Source organism: Allorhizobium paknamense, from assembly GCF_030815125.1.
Classification (GTDB): Bacteria; Pseudomonadota; Alphaproteobacteria; order Rhizobiales; family Rhizobiaceae; genus Allorhizobium; species Allorhizobium paknamense.
Map to the genome: position 1 here is coordinate 203,903 of NZ_JAUSWH010000005.1, position 16,036 is coordinate 219,938.

Genomic DNA, 16,036 nt, shown 5'->3' on the forward strand with positions numbered 1-16,036 from the left:
TTCAGCCAAATCAGGTGATTAAGCCTTCCGGCCTGCGGTGGCGATGCAGAAAATCCCGGCGAGGATCAGGCCGCTGCCGAGGATTTGCAGAGGCAGCACCCGCTCGCCGAACAGCAGCCAGGCCGCTGCCATGACCAGCACATAGCTGATCGCGGACAGCGGAAAGGCCTTGGCAAGATCAAGCTCCGACAGCACCGTCATCCAGACGAGAAAACAGGCCGCCTCAGCCGCAATTGCCGCCAGGAACCATGGCGAACCCAACACCTGCATCAGCCAGGACGCGCCATCGGATGCCGGGGCCGCTGCGGCGCTGTATTTCAGGAAGACTTGCTGCAGAACGTTCAGCGCCGGAATGGCCGTCCAGGTGAGATGCATGACCCTCATGCTGCAGTTCCGTCCGTATCGTCGGCGGCAAGATAGGGAGCGACCCTTTGCAAAAGACGCTGCACCAGCGCATTCGAGTGCCGGAAATACATGGCATTGGCGGTCAGCTGGCTGCCCAGCCGCACCTTGTTGCGGTAATAGGCCTGGCCGCTCTGATAGCGCTTCAGACCATGGGTCAGGCAGTACTCGATATTGGTGAACCAGCTCAGATAATAGAGATTGTAGGGACGGCCCTTTTCCGCATCCATGCAGAAAAACTTGTCCACCAGCACCGCGCCGTCATGAACCATCAGATTGGCGGCCAGAAGCTGGTCATCCACGAAATACAGCGTGCAGAAGGACCGGCCCGGCATGTTCTTCAGGATGCCCTCGAAGTAAGCGGGCGTCAGTTCCTCGAACTGCCATTCGCTGCGGGTACGGGTATCATGGTAAAGCTCCATGATCCGGGGCAGGAGCGCACCGGCATCGCTGCAAATTTCCACCCGCACCTTGTCGCGCACCTTCAGCTTCCGGCGCATGTCCTTGCGCGTGCCAGCGGAAAGGCGGGCGAAATAGTCCTCCATCGAAGCAAAATCGATGTCCATCCAGGCCGTCGGCATGCCGCCAAGTTCCGCATAGCCATGGGCGGCGATGATCTCGGCCAGGCGCGGGTCCAGCGGCTGTGGAACATCCTTGAGCGCTCCCAGCACGGATTTGCGCTGACGCGCAAAAGCTTCGAAAGCGGTCAGCAGTGTTTCGAAGGCCGCCGGTCTTAATGCCTCCGGCACGTCGGGATGAAAGCCCGGACTGCCGGTTTCCGTGCAGGGCGAGCCAAGGCAGGCGAGCGGGAAGGTGAGGAATTTCGGCCAGATGTGCCGTATGCGACCGATTACATCGCGCAGCCGCCCCGGGTCCAGCGTTGTCTCCAGCGCATATTGCGAGAGAAAGCCTGGCATGGCCGCCACAAGCCGGTCGCCGCTGCGGACAACGGCATAGCACCATTCAAAACCGGCAATGCCCGCCTTTTCGACACTGAGCAAATAATCATAGGCTTCCGGTTCTCCGGGGAAACAGGCATCCCAGTCCGCCCGGCCAATGCGGGTCAGGGAGGAGACCACCTCGCCACGAAAGACGGCGTCCGCAGGCATGGCGGTCGGCGTTGCGGGCACAAGCGGATGTCGGTCAGGAGCGGTCATCAGCATGGTGTTTCTCGAAAAAATCAGCGGTCAGATCGGCCACCTGCCGGTGCTGCCGGTCGACATGGATCATGTGGTAGCTGTCCGTCAGCCAGTGCAATTGCTTTTCCCCGCCCAGATGCTCGGCGATGTAGCGGGCATGTTCGGGGCTGCTGACGTCGTCTTCGCGCGAATGCACGATCAGCGTCGGCGTTTTCAGCGCTGGCAGACGGGCTTTCAACGCCCGCGCCAGCTTTTCCATTTCCACCAGCCCCCGGCCGGGAAAGCTTTCCAGAACCCCCTCATTGCTCATGGACGAGACCATTTTGCGGATCCGCTCGTCCTTGATGCCCATGGAGGCGGTTTCCTGGAAATTCAGCCGGTCCATGAAGGGGATTTTCGACAGCCAGCGGATCTGGCGCGCCATCAGTGCGTAGTGGCGCGGGATGTTCCAGCCGTCATAGTGAAAGCAGGGCGAATAAAGGGCCGCCGCCTTCACCAGGTCAGGCCGCCGGTCTGCGGCCATCAGCCCCAGCTTGCCGCCGGCGCAAATACCGGCGGTAAAGACGTCCTTCACCTCGGCGCGGAAATCGGCGGCAGCCTCTTCCACGCTGTCCAGCCAGTCTTGCCAGCGGGTGCGGCGCAATGTGGCCGCATCCTTGCCATGGCCTGCCAGCAAGGGCGCGTAGACGCTGAAACCACGCTTGGCGAACTGGCGGGCCACCAGACGCATTTCGGCAGGCGCGCCCGTCAGGCCATGGATCAACAGCACGCCCAGCCCGTTCGTGCCTTCGGTGTGAAAGGCCAGCCTGTCAAGCTTCATGGGGATTGCCGTCCTTGATGCCCGACTGCCAGTTTTCCTTGGCCATGAAGCCGAGCGCATGGCAGGTGCTGATCACATGGGTGCCGGAGGCCTTCTGCTCTTCCTGAATGCGTTCATGCAGGGCGTGAAGCTCGGTCCAATGGGTCTTGGGGCGATAGTGATGTTCGGCGTGATAGCCGTTCTGGAACCACAGCCAGTTATAGAAGCGCTTGTAGCTGCTGACACCCCAGGCAATCGGCTCGTCCGGATCGCCGTGCAGATGTTCATAATAGCCGTTGAGGGAGGAGAGGCAGTTGCCGAGATAGTAGAAGGGCACGAAGAACAGCAGCGCCTTCCAGTCATAGACCAGCGCACCGGCCACAAGCACGAGAAAAGCGATGAGTTCGAAACGGCCCCAGGCTGCCACGAAGGGCCGCCGCTTGGCGATGGCGCGGTGAATATCGCCGATGTCGTCGCGGAAAAAGCTGAGGAAGGTGTAGGACCAGACATTTTCCGGCTCACCATTCTTGCCGTGCTTGTAGATCGACAGCGGGTCTATGGTCTCGCCCTTCTCATTCGGGCGGTCGCTATTACCGGAATGATGGCGCATATGCACCCAGTGGTAATAGGTCTGGGAAAAGCCGATGGCCAGGGATTCCAGCAGGCTGAAGCCGTAATTCATCCAGCGATAGCTGAAATAGGGCGTGTGGATGAAATTATGCGAAATGCTGTTGATGTTCCAGGAAATGGAAATCGCATAGATCGCGCCCAGCGCTGCCGAGAGCCATAGGGGGCGGCTCTCGAAACCGGCGATCAGATAGATATTGAAGGCCAGATGCGCAAAGGCAGAAAGAACGGGAACGGCATCCCATTTCGTATGGGCAAAAAGTTTCATGATCCGGTCACTCCGACACACACCACGCCTGCCGTCACCAGGAAGATGCCGAGGGCGTGGCGAAGGTTGATGCTTTCCTTGAAAAGAAGGGTGCCCGCCATGGCGATGGAGACATAGCTCAACGCCATGATGGGAAAGGCAAGCGAGAGGGGCACGAGGCTCAGCACCCGGCTCCAGGCCAAAAGCTCGACAAACCAGAAGAAAATGCCGAGCGCCGTCACCGGAGAAAAAATGGCCTGCCAGCCGGTCTGGCCCGTGGCCGCCTGCTTGAAACAGATCTCCCGGCCGGTTTCGGTCGCGACGCAGAAGGCGATCAGCGCCAGCAGGGAAAGACTCAAGGGTTCGGGCGTCATTGCATGTTCTCCGCCAGCACGTCGAGCAGCGCATGATTGGCGGCGCTGTTGATATTGCGGGTCTCTTCCCGGTCCGGGGCGGCAAGCGGTTGGTCGAGCAGGATTTCCCCGTGCTTCAGCGCCCGCGTCAGAAGGGAGCCGCTATAATCGGGGCGGGAATAATCACCGGTGACATCGGCGCCGATGATGCGGTGGCGGGCGCCGATCTCGCTGATCAGGCTCAGCACGTAGGGCAATTGCATCATGCCCTGGTCCCAGTTGGTCAGCGCATCGCTGCGCGCCAGCACATCCTTGTCGACGGTGATGTAGACCGCAGGCGTTTCGATGGAAGCGAGCAGCCGGTCGATGAAGTTATACTCGCCCATCTCGCTGATGCAGCGCCAATGCAGGCTGCCCGCCTTCTGCTCGTAGCTGGCGCCCGCGCCGTAATGGGCTTTCACCCGGCTGGGGGCGTGGCGGTAGGGGTAGAGCTGAAGGCGGTCGTCTCGCAGAAGATCCAGATTGGCGCCCTTGCGCTCCGGCGAAACGAGATCGTCGCTGCAGACGCCAAGGGTGATGACGCGGGCCACCTGACCATGATCGAGAGCCCGGTTGACCCAGGAACCGCAATGAAGGCCATCCGAGAAATGCACCCAGTCAGGATGGTTGTCGATATGGATGACCGTCACCGGACCTTTATAATCTTCCAGCGCCACCGAGAGCAGCAGCGCCGAGACATGGTGGAAATCTCCCGAGCCCATGAAGACCAGCCGGGGCTTGCCGCGCGACAGCGCCCGGCTGCGGGTGAGATTGCAATGCAGGGCACTGAGCGTGGCGTCCTTGCCCCAGAGGCGGATCGCGCGCCCGCTCTGTTTTTCATGGATTTCGTGCGCGCCCGCCATCATGCAGGAGCGCACGAATTCCGGTTGCAACTCCAACGCATCATCGAGATGAAGAAGAAGGAGTTGCACGGGTTTATCTCCGTTCAGCGCGGGTCAGAAGCTGGTCGAGCAGGGCAAGCGCCAGATCGATTTCGCTGTTGGTGATCATCAGGTTCGGAGCGAGCGTGATGACGTTCTTGTGGTAGCCGCCGACATCCAGCACCAGGCCATAGGTCTGGCCGTCGACGATCATGTCGCCCTTCATGCCCTCGTCCGACATCCAGTCGAGCGTGGCCTTGTCCGGGGTGAAGCCGTCGGGCTTGCAGATTTCCATGCGCAGCGCGAGGCCCAGGCCATCGACATCGCCGACGATCGGATGCCGCTTCTGCAGCTCCTTCAGGCCGTCCAGGAAGCGGGCGCCCTTGTCCATGATGCTGGCGCCGAAATCTGCTTCGCTCACCATTTTCATGGTTTCCAGCGCCACCGCCGTGCCCATCGGGTTCGAGGCGAAGGTGGAGTGGGTGGAGCCGGGCGGGAAGATGGTCGGATTGATCATCTCTTCGCGCGCCCAGATGCCGGAAAGCGGGTTGAGGCCATTGGTGATGGCCTTGCCGAAGACCAGCACATCCGGCGAGACGCCGAAATGCTCGATCGACCACAGCTTGCCGGTGCGGTAGACGCCCATCTGGATTTCATCGACCACCAGCAGGATGCCATGATCGTCCAGAACCTTCTTCAGTTCACTGAAGAAGTTCATCGGCGGAATGACATAGCCGCCGGTTCCCTGGATCGGCTCGATATAGAAGGCGGCATATTCCGACTTGCCGGCCTTGGGATCCCAGACACCATTATATTCGCTCTCGAACAGACGGGCGAATTTCTGCACGCAATAATGGCCGTATTCTTCCTTGGACATGCCCTTGGGGCCGCGGAAGTGATAGGGGAATTCGATGAACTGCGCGCGTTCGCCGAAATGGCCGTAGCGGCGGCGGTAACGGTAGGACGAGGTGATGGAGGTGGCGCCCAGCGTACGGCCATGATAGCCGCCCTCGAAGGCGAACATCAGGCTCTTGCCGCCGGTGAAATTGCGCACAAGCTTCAGCGAATCCTCGATGGCCTGCGAGCCGCCGACATTGAAATGCACCCGGCCCTTGTGGCCGAACTTGGCTTCGGCATCACGCGCGATCAGCGCCGCCAGTTCCACCTTCTCGCGGTGCAGATATTGCGAGGCCACCTGTGGCAGCCGGTCGAGCTGGCGATGCGCGGCATCGTTCAGACGCTCGTTGCGATAGCCGAAATTGACGGCGGAATACCACATTTGCAGGTCGAGAAACGGCGTCTCGGTCTTGTCAAAGACGAAGGAGCCTTCGCAGCGCTCGAAGAATTTCGGGTTTTCCGTGTAGTGAACCGTATCGCCGTGGGAGCAGTAGGTCTGCTCCAGGGCGCGCAGTTCATCCTCGCTGGTCTGTGCCGGTGTATCGGCAAGCTTGAGCATGGCAGCCATGTGTTTCCTCTTTCTCAGGCAGTTTTTGTCGCCGCGCGGGTTTTAAGCGGGGCAGGCATCTTGCGGATCAGCCCGTCGACGGCGGAAAGCACGTCGGCAAAGCCGGAATAGGGGATGAAGGGAATGCGGTTTTCCTCGCAGTAGGCGACAAGCTTGGCCTTTGCGAACACCAGTTCCGCATTGTGGGAGACGCAGAAATCGCTGCGCCCGTCGCCGACATAGATATGCGGGCCGTGATGGGCGCCGATGACCCGGCACTTGCACACGCCGGAGGCGGGCATGCAGCCCTCGGCGGCATGGGGAAAGGCAAGATCGAAACGCTCGTTATCGCCTTCGACGGTGCGGATCATCCGATTGGCGATGATCTCGACGTCCAGAATGCCGTGATTGGCGAGAATGCGGCGGATGAAATAATCGACACCGTCGCTGACCACCGTGACGCTGATGCCCTTGCGGTCGCAGAACTGCTTGAATGCCTTGAACTCACGGTCGATGGCGATGCCGTCGAGAAAATCCGACAGGTCGTCAAGCGTGGCGCGGATGAGACGGACCTGCGCCTTCATGCAGTCGCGGGAGTTGATCTCGCCCTGTTCCCAGCGCGCTTCCACCTCGTGCCATTGCGGCAGGGCGAAGCGGTCCAGCACCAGATCGGTCACGTCCTCGGTGGAAATCGTGCCGTCAAAATCACAGAACGCCTTCATCGGCAGGCTCCCTCGTTGCGTTGACGAAGGGTTTAGTCCTGCCGGCTGATGGCTAGATTAGGCGAAGATGAAGCGAAAATGAATTATCGCATTTTTATCGGAAAACAGGCCGGAAAAATCCGGATATCATAATAATTGTTCTGAATTATAAATGTTTTCAATGCTCCACACCGCCCGTCGCCCTCAGTGGGATCGTCAGATCCACCCTCAGCCCCTTGCCCCAGGGCGAGGTGCCGAGCTCAATTGCGATCGAGAGGCGGTCGGCAATCCCGGCAACGATGGCAAGGCCAAGGCCGGTGCCCTGCTGGTCCATGTCGAGCCGGTGGAATTGCTGGAACACGGCCTGGCGATGTTCGGGCGCAATGCCGGGTCCTTCATCGCAAATCGACAGCCGCCAGTTCGCCCCCGCCTGCACCACGGACAACAGCAGGCGGCCACCATCGGGGGAATATTTCACCGCATTGTCGAGGAGATTGTCGATCAGCATCCGAAGCAGCATGCTGTCGGACTGGATCATCGCTTCCTCGTCTTCGGCTTCCAGCTCCACCTGGAAGTGACGGCTGGTCAGCAGTGTTCCGAGATCGGCGATGGCTGACGCCGCGAGGTTGGAAAGGTTGATCTCTTCCAGGCGCAGCGCCTGATGGCTGACCCGCGCCAGATTGAGCATCTGCTCGATCAGATGCATGGCGCGCTCATTGCTGGCCACCAGATCGGCGATCAACCCGCGCCGCTCCTCCTCGCTATCGGCCTTTTCCAGCATTTGCAGCAAAAGCTTGATGCCGGCCTGCGGGGTGCGCAACTGATGCGCCGCCAGATCGGAAAACCGCCGTTCCAGTGTCAGCGACAATTGCAGCTTATCGAGAAACTGATTGAGCGAGGCGGCAAGCGGTATCAGATCCCGGGGCAGGTTGTCGCGCGAGATCGGGGTCAGGTCATCGGGGCTGCGCGAGCGGATCTGCCGCACCAGTTCGCGGATATGGCTGAGGCCGTTGTGGATGACGATCCAGATCAGCCCGGCAATGGCGGGGATGAGAATGATCAGCGGCAGGAACAGGTTGAGAAGAATATTGGCGACCAGATTATCGCGCAGGCTGACATTTTCCGCCACTTCGATGACGATATCGGTATTGGGGATGGGCAGGGAATAGACCCGCCAGATATCCTTGCTGTCGCGATAATTGGAAAAGCCGACCTTGAAGCGCGCCACGTCCTTGGAAAAGGCATTGCTGCTGACAAAGGCCAGTTCCGTTCCGCGCCAGACGCGGAAGGAATGCGCATCGGCGTAATCGTCGGCGTCCTCGTTGAGGGCAAGCTGGTTTTCCATGTTGAAATCGAGATCCGGCACCTGCACGGTGGGACGGTCATGCCGCCGTTCCAGCGGCTGCTGCAGCAGCACCCAGAGCGTATTGGCGTCGTTGATCAGCTCCGCATCGTAGATATTGTTGATCTCGCGGGTGGCGCTGCGATAGGCAAAAAGACCGATGATCGCGATGGTGATCATCAGCGTCGGCAGGATTCTCAAGAAAAGCCGCTGGCTGAGGGTCATGGGTTAGCGCTCGATCATATAGCCGACGCCGCGGATCGACTTGATGAATTCCGAGCCCAGCTTCTTGCGCAGGTTATAGACCGCCACCTCCACCGTATTGCTCTCCTTGACGGAGTCGGTGTCATAAAGCGCATATTCGATGTCGTTCTTGGTGACATAGCGGCCGCTGCGTTCCATCAGCACCCGGAGCAGATGAAATTCCTTGGCCGGCATGTGCAATTGCTGCCCGTGATGGCGCACCACCATGGCGGAGGGGTCCAGCTCCACGGGGCCGCATGTCAGCACGGTGGCGGCCCGCCCGTCGCGGCGGCGCACCAGCGCGCGGATGCGGGCCAGCAATTCATCGAGATCGAAGGGCTTGACCAGATAGTCGTCGGCGCCTTCGTCCAGTCCCTCGACACGGTTCTTGACGCTGTCCAGCGCCGTCAGCATCAGGATCGGCAGCCGGTCGCCGCGTCCCCTCAGGGCGCGAACGACGTCGAAACCGTTCATCTTCGGCAGATTTACATCGAGGATCAGCGCGTCATAGGCATTGTCACGCGTCGCCTCCAGCCCGGCTTCGCCGTCCCGGAACCAGTCGACGCCATAGGCATGTTTCTCGAAGGCCTTCTTCAGCGAAGACCCCAGAATATTGTCATCCTCGACAAGAAGGATTCGCACGTTCGCACTCCGGCCTGCAGCACAGTTTTGATACGGTGCAGATTTGCACCCTCGGGCCGGACTTGGAAAGGGGGATTCTGAGACGCATTCCGGCGGCAAGGAGGTCTGCCGCCGGACATAAAATCACGCGCTTTATTCCGCGGCGATCTTGTGGCGCTGGTTAACCAGCGATGCCAGGTGCCGGGCGCGTTCCAGGCAGGCGGGCTGCTGGTCGGCGAAGCGCTCGGAGGAAATTTCCATGATCAGCGTCGTGTCCGGCAGGAAGGTCAGTTCGGAAAAGATCTCCTCCCAGGCAATGTCGCCCCAGCCGATCGGCAGATGCAGGTCGCCAAGGCCGAGCGCGGTCGCCTCGGCGCGGTGGAAATAATGAACCATGGTGTCGGGCTGGCCGAAGCTGTCATGCACATGCAGATGGCCGGTCACCGGGGCCATGGCGCGCAATTCGTCGCGAAAATCCAGACCCTTGAAGGTGGATTCGATATAGGCATGGCTGAAATCGATCAGCGCCACCAGATTGTCATGGCCAACGGCCTTCACCGTCTCCGCCACCTGGCGGGGGGTCTGGCGGTATTGGCCGGGCTCGGTGGTGAAGATGTTTTCCAGCACGATCCGCGTGCCATAGCCCTTGGCGATGTCCGCCATTTCGAACAGGGCTTCGCGCTCCATCCTGTCGAGGTCGGCACCCGTGACCCCGTCTTCCGGCTGGGCGCTGCCGCTGTGATGCACCAGAACGCCGGCGCCGAGCCGGTTGCAGAGCTCGAGCATGGCGCGGACCACCTTCTTCTGATGGGAGAGATGTCGCCGGTCCATGAAGTTCGAGCTGATCTGGCCGTGCAGGGACAGACGCTTGAAACCGTAAGACTTGACGGTCTCGGCAACGCGCTGGGTCCGGTCTTCGATGATCCGGCCACCGGCAATGATTTCCTCGCCGTAAATGCCGATTTCGCAGGCATCGGCGCCAGTATCGGCAATACGACGCAGCGAGGCGTCGAGCGTCGAACCGTCACCGAGGCCGGTGGCGTTGCAAAAGCCGATGGCGGAAATGATCTCGGTCATAGGGGGCTCCTTGAAGATTGGCGATGTCGCCTTGAGATGAGAGGGATCAGGCAGGCGTTGCGACCGGACCACGCAAGACATCGGCCTGCGGGGCAGGCTCGTCGATGGCGATGCGCTGGCCGCTTGCGGGATCGAAGAAATGCAGGTCGGTGATGGGCATGTGGATGTCGATCCATTCTCCGGGCCGGACGGAGACGGGTTTATCGATAACGGTGGCGAAGGCATTGCCGCCTGCCTGTGCATGCACGACGCGGCCGGAGCCGAGCTCCTCGACGAAATCCACCAGGGCGGGAAGTCCGGCGCTGTCCTTCGAGACGACGCAATGTTCCGGGCGGATCCCGGCAATCACCTCACGGCGACCGAGCCGGAAGGCCAGTTCCCGCGACAGCGGCACGCTCTGGCTGCCGATGCTCATGCTGGCGGTATCGGGATGAATGCTCGCCTCGAACAGGTTCATGGCGGGCGAGCCGAGGAAGGAGGCGACGAAGGTGCTGGCGGGACGGTGATAGACCTCCAGAGGCTGGCCGACCTGCTCCACGCGCCCCTTGTTCATCACCACCAGCCGGTCGGCCAGCGTCATGGCCTCCACCTGGTCATGCGTCACGAAAATCGAGGTGGCGGAGAGCCGCTGATGCAGCCGGCGGATTTCGGCGCGCATCACCACGCGCAGCTTGGCGTCGAGGTTGGAGAGCGGCTCGTCGAAGAGGAAGACCTGCGGTTCGCGAATAATGGCGCGGGCCATGGCCACGCGCTGGCGCTGGCCGCCGGACAGGGCGGCGGGCTTGCGTTCGAGATAGTCGGAAAGGCCGACGATCTTTGCCGTTTCCTCGATCCGCCGCAGACGCTCGGCTTTCGGCACGCCCGCCACCTTCAGCGCATAGCCGATATTGCCGGCAACGGTCATATGCGGGTAGAGCGCGTAATTCTGGAAAACCATCGCGCAGCCGCGTTCGCGCGGCTCCAGCCGGTTCACCACCTTGCCGCCAATGGCAATGTCGCCGCTGGTGATATCTTCCAGCCCGGCAATCATCCGCAGCAGCGTGGATTTGCCGCAGCCCGAAGGGCCGAGAATGACGACGAAATCCCCCGAGGGAAAGACAAGGTCGATCCCGTGCAGCGTTTCGGTCTTGCCATAGGATTTGCGCGCCTGGCGAATATCGATCTGTGCCATGGGAAGCCCCTTATTTTTCAGTGGAAATCAGGCCGCGCACGAACCAGCGCTGCAAGACGCCGACCACGATGAGTGGCGGCAGCATGATGATCAGCGAACCGGCGAGGGTCACGTTCCAGTCCGGCGTGCCATTATCGGCGGGAAGCAGCGATGTCAGCGACATCATCACCGTCTTGTAGGACGGGTCGGTGACCATCAGCAGCGGCCAGAGATACTGGTTCCAGCCATAGACGAACATGATGGTGGTCAGCGCCAGCATGTTGGTGCGCGACAGAGGCAGCAGCATGTCGATGAAGAAACGCACCGGCCCCGCGCCATCCATGCGGGCGGCCTCCGAAAGCTCGGCGGGCAGCGTCATGAAAAACTGCCGGTAGAGAAAGGTGCCGGTGGCGGTGGCAACCAGCGGCAGGGTCAGCCCCGCATAGGAGTTGAGCAGGTTCCACTCTATGCCGATATCGATGCCGGAGATCGCGTGGATCAGCAGGCTGAAGGGATGCATCATATCGGCGGCCACCGCATAGGTGGAGACGACGCGCACTTCCAGCGGCAGCATCAGCGTAATGAACACGCTCCAGAAGAACAGGTGCCGGAGCGGCGAGCGAAAGAACACGATGGCAAAGGCCGTGCAGGCCGAAAGCGCCACCTTGCCCACCGTCACCAGCGAGGCCATGATCAGGCTGTTGACCATGGCATCTTTCAGATTGCCCCGCGTCCAGGCGGCAGCGAGATTGTGCAGGAGTTCGCGGCCCGGCATAAAGCTGAACGGCACGCTGTTCACCTCGTGAAAGGACTGGCTGGCGCCGGCAATGATCACCGCGAACGGGCCGACCAGAAGCAGGAAACCGATCACCAGCAGGACATAGGTGAAGGCGTCGGCATAGGGAGTACGCTGGATCATCGCCGCCTCACTTGTAATGAACCTGCCGCTCGATGAAGCGGAACTGGATGAAGGTGAAGACCATGATGAGGGCGATCAGGATCAGGCTCTGAGCCGAGGCGCCGGAATAGTTCAGGCCCTTGAAGGCTTCATCGACGATGCGGAACACCATGACCTCGGTGCCATGGTTCGGCCCGCCGCCGGTGGTGTGGTGCACGATGCCGAAGGTGTCGGAGCCGACGAAGCCTTCCGTCATCATCGTCACCAGCAGGAAGAAAAGGGTGGGGGCGAGCAGTGGCACCTGGATGTCGATGGCGCGGCGGATGGGGCCGGAACCATCCATGGCGGCGGCTTCCGTCAGCGCCCGCGGCACGGCCTGAAGCCCGGCCAGCAGGAAAATGAAGGTATAGCCCGCCCATTTCCAGATGAAGATGATGATGACCAGCGCCAACGCATGCCCGCCATATTTGGCCGGGTTCCAGAGATCCGGCCAGATGGCGTTGAGGGAGGCGGCGAGCCCCCGCTCCGGCGAGAGAATGAAGCGAAAGGCAAGGCCAGCGGCAGGACCGGCAATGGCATAGGGCAGAATGTAGAGCACCCGGAAGAAACCGCTGCCCGGCAATTGCCGGTCCACGGCCAGCGCCAGCACAAGGCCGATGAGAATGGCGAAAAACGGCCCGACAATCGCAAAGATCAGGCTGATCACCACCGAATTCCAGTAGAGCGGATCCGCCAGCGCCTCCTGAAAATTGGCAAGCCCTACGAATTCTGCCGCACCGCCAAAGGGCGGCTCCAGCGTGAAGGCCCAGTTGATGACCGCAAACACCGGCCAGTAGAAGAACAGAAAGATCAGCAGCAATTGCGGTGAAGCAAAGAGGAGCGGCAGCCAGGTGCTTTTATAGGCGGTGCGCTTTTCCATGACTCTATCCCGGGTGCAGGCGGCGTGGCCGTCCTGCCTGAAAATGAAAGAACAGACCGGGGCTTGGCCTTCTAACAAGGCTCGAAGATGGGTCAGCCTCCTCGCCTTGAAGGCCAAGCCCCGGATGCGATCAGGGCATCAGTTCAGCTTGGCGCCCGCATAGGTCTTTTCGAAGCGGCGCAGACCGGCATTGGAGCGTTCGGTGGCCTTGTCGATTTCCTGCTGGATATCGGCATTCTGCATGAAGATCGCTTCGAAGGCCGTGGCATATTCCTTGCGGATCTGGGTGAAATTGCCGAGGCGGATGCCGCGCGTATTGTCGGTCGGTTCGGTCAGCGACAGGCTTTCGATGGCGATCTCGCGGCCCTTATAGGGGGCCTTGTCGTAGAAGCCGTTCTTCTTCATGGCTTCGAAACCGGTCTTCGTCACCGGGATATAGCCCGTGACCGTCGACCACCACTCCACCATGTCCGGCTGGGCGATGAAATTGAGGAAGGCTGCCGCACCCTTGTATTCGGCTTCCGGACGTCCGGCCATGACCCAGAGCGAAGCGCCGCCCACGAGGCTCTTCTTGCGCTCTGTGCCCTTGAAGGTCGGCAGCATGGCCACTTCCCACTTCACATCCGCAGGCAGCGTCTTGCCAACGGTGCCGTGGTCGGCAATCGAGCTCATGATGATCTGGCAGGTCTGCGAGGTGAAGGCGGGAACCGTGTCCATGCCGAGCTGCTTGGTCTTGACGACGAAGAGCTTGTCATCCTGCATCTTCTTGAAGAATTTCAGCTCGTCGATGAACTTCGTCTTGTTGACGACCAGTTCGGCGTTAAGACCCTTGTAGCCATTGCCTTCCGTGGCGATGGGCTGGTCGTGAATGGCGGAAAACTGCTCCATCAGCGGCCAGGTGTCGAAGTTGAAGCCCAGCGGGCAGTCATAACCGGCGGCCTTCAGCTTGCGGGCGGCATCGGCCACGTCTTCCCAGGTCTCGGGCTTGGCGGTCACGCCGGCCTTTTCCAGCGCCGTCATGTTGTAATAGATCACGGCGGTGGAGGAGTTGAACGGGAAGGACAGAAGCTCGCCGGAGGCGGTGGCGTAATAATTGGCGATGCCGGGGAAGTAGTTGCTCCAGTCGATCTTGTAGCCGTTGTCGGCCATCAGCTTCTTGGCGGGAACGAAGGCCTTGGACAGCATCATGTCCAGCGTGCCGGCATCATAGATCTGGGTAATGGCCGGCTGCTTCTTGGCGCGATAGGCGGCAATCGTGTTTTGCAGCACCGTATCGTAGCCGTCCTGCGAGACGCAGAGGATCTCGAAATCGTTTTGCGAGGCGTTGAATTTCTTGCAGGCATCCTGCACGCGCTCGCCGAGATCGCCGGTCAGGCCGTACCAGAATTCAAACTTGGTCTTTTCGGCATGGGCAGGGGCCGCACCGAAGGCGGCGGCAAACGCAAGGCCAACCGCGAAGGAGGTCAAAGCAGAGGTTTTCATGACATGGGCCTCGTTAGGGCATGACGGTGCCAGCGGCACGGGAGGCGCCGGCAATCATGGCTCGAAAGGAAACTGTTGAGGCGCTGTTTTCCGGCCTTCAGATCGGAATTTGACGCCCGTGGATCCGGCGCGATCTCAAGAACCATCCTGTCCGGTGATCAGCGCCGAGACCCGAGCTAACAGTGCCATGTGACAGTTCGCTCTCATTTCCTTGAACATTCCATGATAATCAGGGGGGATGTGCAGGCGCTCATCCCAAGGCTGCGTCGTCTTTGAGGAACCTCCCGCACGGGCTGTGATATGAGCAGTTCTCAGCGCTTTTCAGAGAGCCAGACTGCGATAGGAGGGAAGGGCGGCTTCCGTCAGCCTGCCCTTGCGGATGATGACCCGGTCGGCCTGCGGCCGCGCGATCACCTGCCCCATCGTCCAGGCGTCGAGCACCATCAGGTCGGCGGCGCGGCCCGGGCCAATACTGCCCGCGGCAAGACCCATCATGGAGGCCGGAACGGGACCGGCCAGGGAAGGCGCATCGGCATAAGGGTGGTCGAGATGCAGAATGCGCACCGCCTCCCGCCAGGTGTCCAGCATGTCATGGTCGCCATAGGCATAGAATGTATCGCGGCAATTATCGCCCGCCACCGCCACGGTGACGCCTGCGGCGCGCAATTCCTGCACGGGGGTCACACCCCGCCAGCGGGGCGTGCGCCCGGGGTTGCGGTCCTGCAAGTACATATTGACGGTCGGCAGGGTGACGATGGAAAGCCCCGCCTTGGCAATCAGGGTGATGATCTCTTCAATCTCCGCCTCTGGCAGAAGCGCCAGCGAGCAGCAATGACCGCAGGTGACGCGGCCTTCATAACCATGCCGCAGCGTGGCGCGCGCCACATGCGGCAGAGCATCGGCCTTTGCCGCCTCGTCCACATGCAGGTCGATATCGAGATTGCGGTCCTTCGCCAGGATAAAGAGCCGGTCCAGCAGTCCGTCGATATCCTCCAGGCCCGCGCCATGCGTGCCGCCGGAGGCGCGGGTCACGCCGCCCATCAGCCCGCCATGCTCCGCGACGAGATCGGCGAGAGCCCGGCCATGGTCTGCCGCATAGGCATCGATGGGCACGAGACCGACCGGCTGTAGCGCAATTCGGTTCTGCCAGCGCTGGCGGATATCCGCAAAGGCCGCCCAGGTGGTGTCTGCCTGACCCTCATGGCTGTCGAGATGGGTTCGGATGGCGGCGACCCCATGGGCATAGGCGGTGGCGAGGCCGAACTCCATCCGGTTCAGCAGGTCGTCGCGCCGCCAGTGTTGCAGCCGGTCTGCCGTGGTGGCCGCCCGTGCCCCGGCATGGGTGCCGCCGGAATCAGGCGCGCGATCCACCATATGGCCCTTGTCCAGATGCGCATGGACATCGACAAGCAGGGGCCAGACATGCCGCGCTTCGAAATCGATTCGCCGCTCCGCCATGGCGGTTTGCGGCGGCAGCACGGCCTGGATGACATTTCCCTCGATCATCAGATCGGCAAGGGCCGAACCGTCCCGGTCAAGGGCGAGACCCGTGGAAGCCTCCGGTGTCAGCAGGGCTGCGGGAATGCGGGCATTGGCAAGCAGGGTCACGCCATGGCCGGTCAGGTGGCGGGCCATAAGGGTATTCAGGTCGGGGTGCATGTCTCTTTCCTAA

Annotated in this window: 16 protein-coding genes; all 16 read right to left on the reverse strand. The window is 61.1% G+C overall.

What is annotated here, in order from left to right; all coding sequences use genetic code 11:
• Positions 1 to 18 precede the first annotated feature (18 nt).
• On the reverse strand, positions 19 to 384 hold the full coding sequence (locus QO005_RS10300) for an EamA family transporter (protein WP_307157932.1): 366 nt from the start codon (positions 382 to 384) through the stop codon (positions 19 to 21).
• Complete coding sequence (locus QO005_RS10305) at positions 381 to 1,565, reverse strand: GNAT family N-acetyltransferase (protein WP_370878041.1); 1,185 nt, start codon at positions 1,563 to 1,565, stop codon at positions 381 to 383. Before QO005_RS10305 ends, QO005_RS10300 begins: the two co-directional genes overlap by 4 nt.
• A complete protein-coding gene (locus QO005_RS10310) occupies positions 1,546 to 2,361 on the reverse strand; it encodes an alpha/beta hydrolase (RefSeq protein WP_307157933.1) in 816 nt (271 codons plus the stop codon). Before QO005_RS10310 ends, QO005_RS10305 begins: the two co-directional genes overlap by 20 nt.
• Entirely contained in the window at positions 2,351 to 3,235 is an 885-nt protein-coding gene (locus QO005_RS10315; protein ID WP_307157934.1) for a fatty acid desaturase family protein, read from the reverse strand. Before QO005_RS10315 ends, QO005_RS10310 begins: the two co-directional genes overlap by 11 nt.
• Complete coding sequence (locus QO005_RS10320) at positions 3,232 to 3,588, reverse strand: DMT family transporter (protein ID WP_307157935.1); 357 nt, start codon at positions 3,586 to 3,588, stop codon at positions 3,232 to 3,234. The genes QO005_RS10315 and QO005_RS10320 overlap by 4 nt, the downstream gene beginning before the upstream one ends.
• A complete protein-coding gene (locus tag QO005_RS10325; protein WP_307157936.1) occupies positions 3,585 to 4,538 on the reverse strand; it encodes an arginase family protein in 954 nt (317 codons plus the stop codon). Before QO005_RS10325 ends, QO005_RS10320 begins: the two co-directional genes overlap by 4 nt.
• Before the next feature lie 4 nt (positions 4,539 to 4,542).
• Positions 4,543 to 5,952 (reverse strand): aspartate aminotransferase family protein, encoded by a 1,410-nt coding sequence (locus tag QO005_RS10330; protein ID WP_307157937.1) that lies wholly within the window; start codon positions 5,950 to 5,952, stop codon positions 4,543 to 4,545.
• A 14-nt stretch (positions 5,953 to 5,966) separates the two neighbouring features.
• Complete coding sequence (locus QO005_RS10335; RefSeq protein ID WP_307157938.1) at positions 5,967 to 6,653, reverse strand: MtnX-like HAD-IB family phosphatase; 687 nt, start codon at positions 6,651 to 6,653, stop codon at positions 5,967 to 5,969.
• A gap of 157 nt (positions 6,654 to 6,810) precedes the next feature.
• Positions 6,811 to 8,199: an ATP-binding protein gene (locus tag QO005_RS10340; protein WP_307157939.1), complete on the reverse strand. Its 1,389-nt coding sequence runs from the start codon at positions 8,197 to 8,199 to the stop codon at positions 6,811 to 6,813.
• Positions 8,200 to 8,202: 3 nt separating this feature from the next.
• Positions 8,203 to 8,859 carry a response regulator transcription factor gene (locus QO005_RS10345; RefSeq protein ID WP_307157941.1) on the reverse strand — a complete coding sequence of 219 codons (657 nt, stop codon included), beginning with the start codon at positions 8,857 to 8,859 and terminating at the stop codon, positions 8,203 to 8,205.
• Positions 8,860 to 8,991: 132 nt separating this feature from the next.
• Positions 8,992 to 9,915 (reverse strand): sugar phosphate isomerase/epimerase family protein, encoded by a 924-nt coding sequence (locus QO005_RS10350; protein ID WP_307157942.1) that lies wholly within the window; start codon positions 9,913 to 9,915, stop codon positions 8,992 to 8,994.
• A gap of 46 nt (positions 9,916 to 9,961) precedes the next feature.
• Complete coding sequence (ugpC, locus tag QO005_RS10355; protein WP_307157943.1) at positions 9,962 to 11,086, reverse strand: sn-glycerol-3-phosphate ABC transporter ATP-binding protein UgpC; 1,125 nt, start codon at positions 11,084 to 11,086, stop codon at positions 9,962 to 9,964.
• A 10-nt stretch (positions 11,087 to 11,096) separates the two neighbouring features.
• A complete protein-coding gene (locus QO005_RS10360) occupies positions 11,097 to 11,984 on the reverse strand; it encodes an ABC transporter permease subunit (protein WP_307157944.1) in 888 nt (295 codons plus the stop codon).
• A gap of 7 nt (positions 11,985 to 11,991) precedes the next feature.
• Positions 11,992 to 12,882: a carbohydrate ABC transporter permease gene (locus QO005_RS10365; protein ID WP_307157945.1), complete on the reverse strand. Its 891-nt coding sequence runs from the start codon at positions 12,880 to 12,882 to the stop codon at positions 11,992 to 11,994.
• A 138-nt stretch (positions 12,883 to 13,020) separates the two neighbouring features.
• The gene (locus QO005_RS10370; RefSeq protein WP_307157946.1) at positions 13,021 to 14,364 is read right to left on the reverse strand and encodes an extracellular solute-binding protein; all 1,344 of its coding nucleotides are present in this window, start codon (positions 14,362 to 14,364) and stop codon (positions 13,021 to 13,023) included.
• Between the two features lie 321 nt (positions 14,365 to 14,685).
• Entirely contained in the window at positions 14,686 to 16,023 is a 1,338-nt protein-coding gene (locus QO005_RS10375) for a cytosine deaminase (protein WP_307157947.1), read from the reverse strand.
• Positions 16,024 to 16,036: the final 13 nt, after the last annotated feature.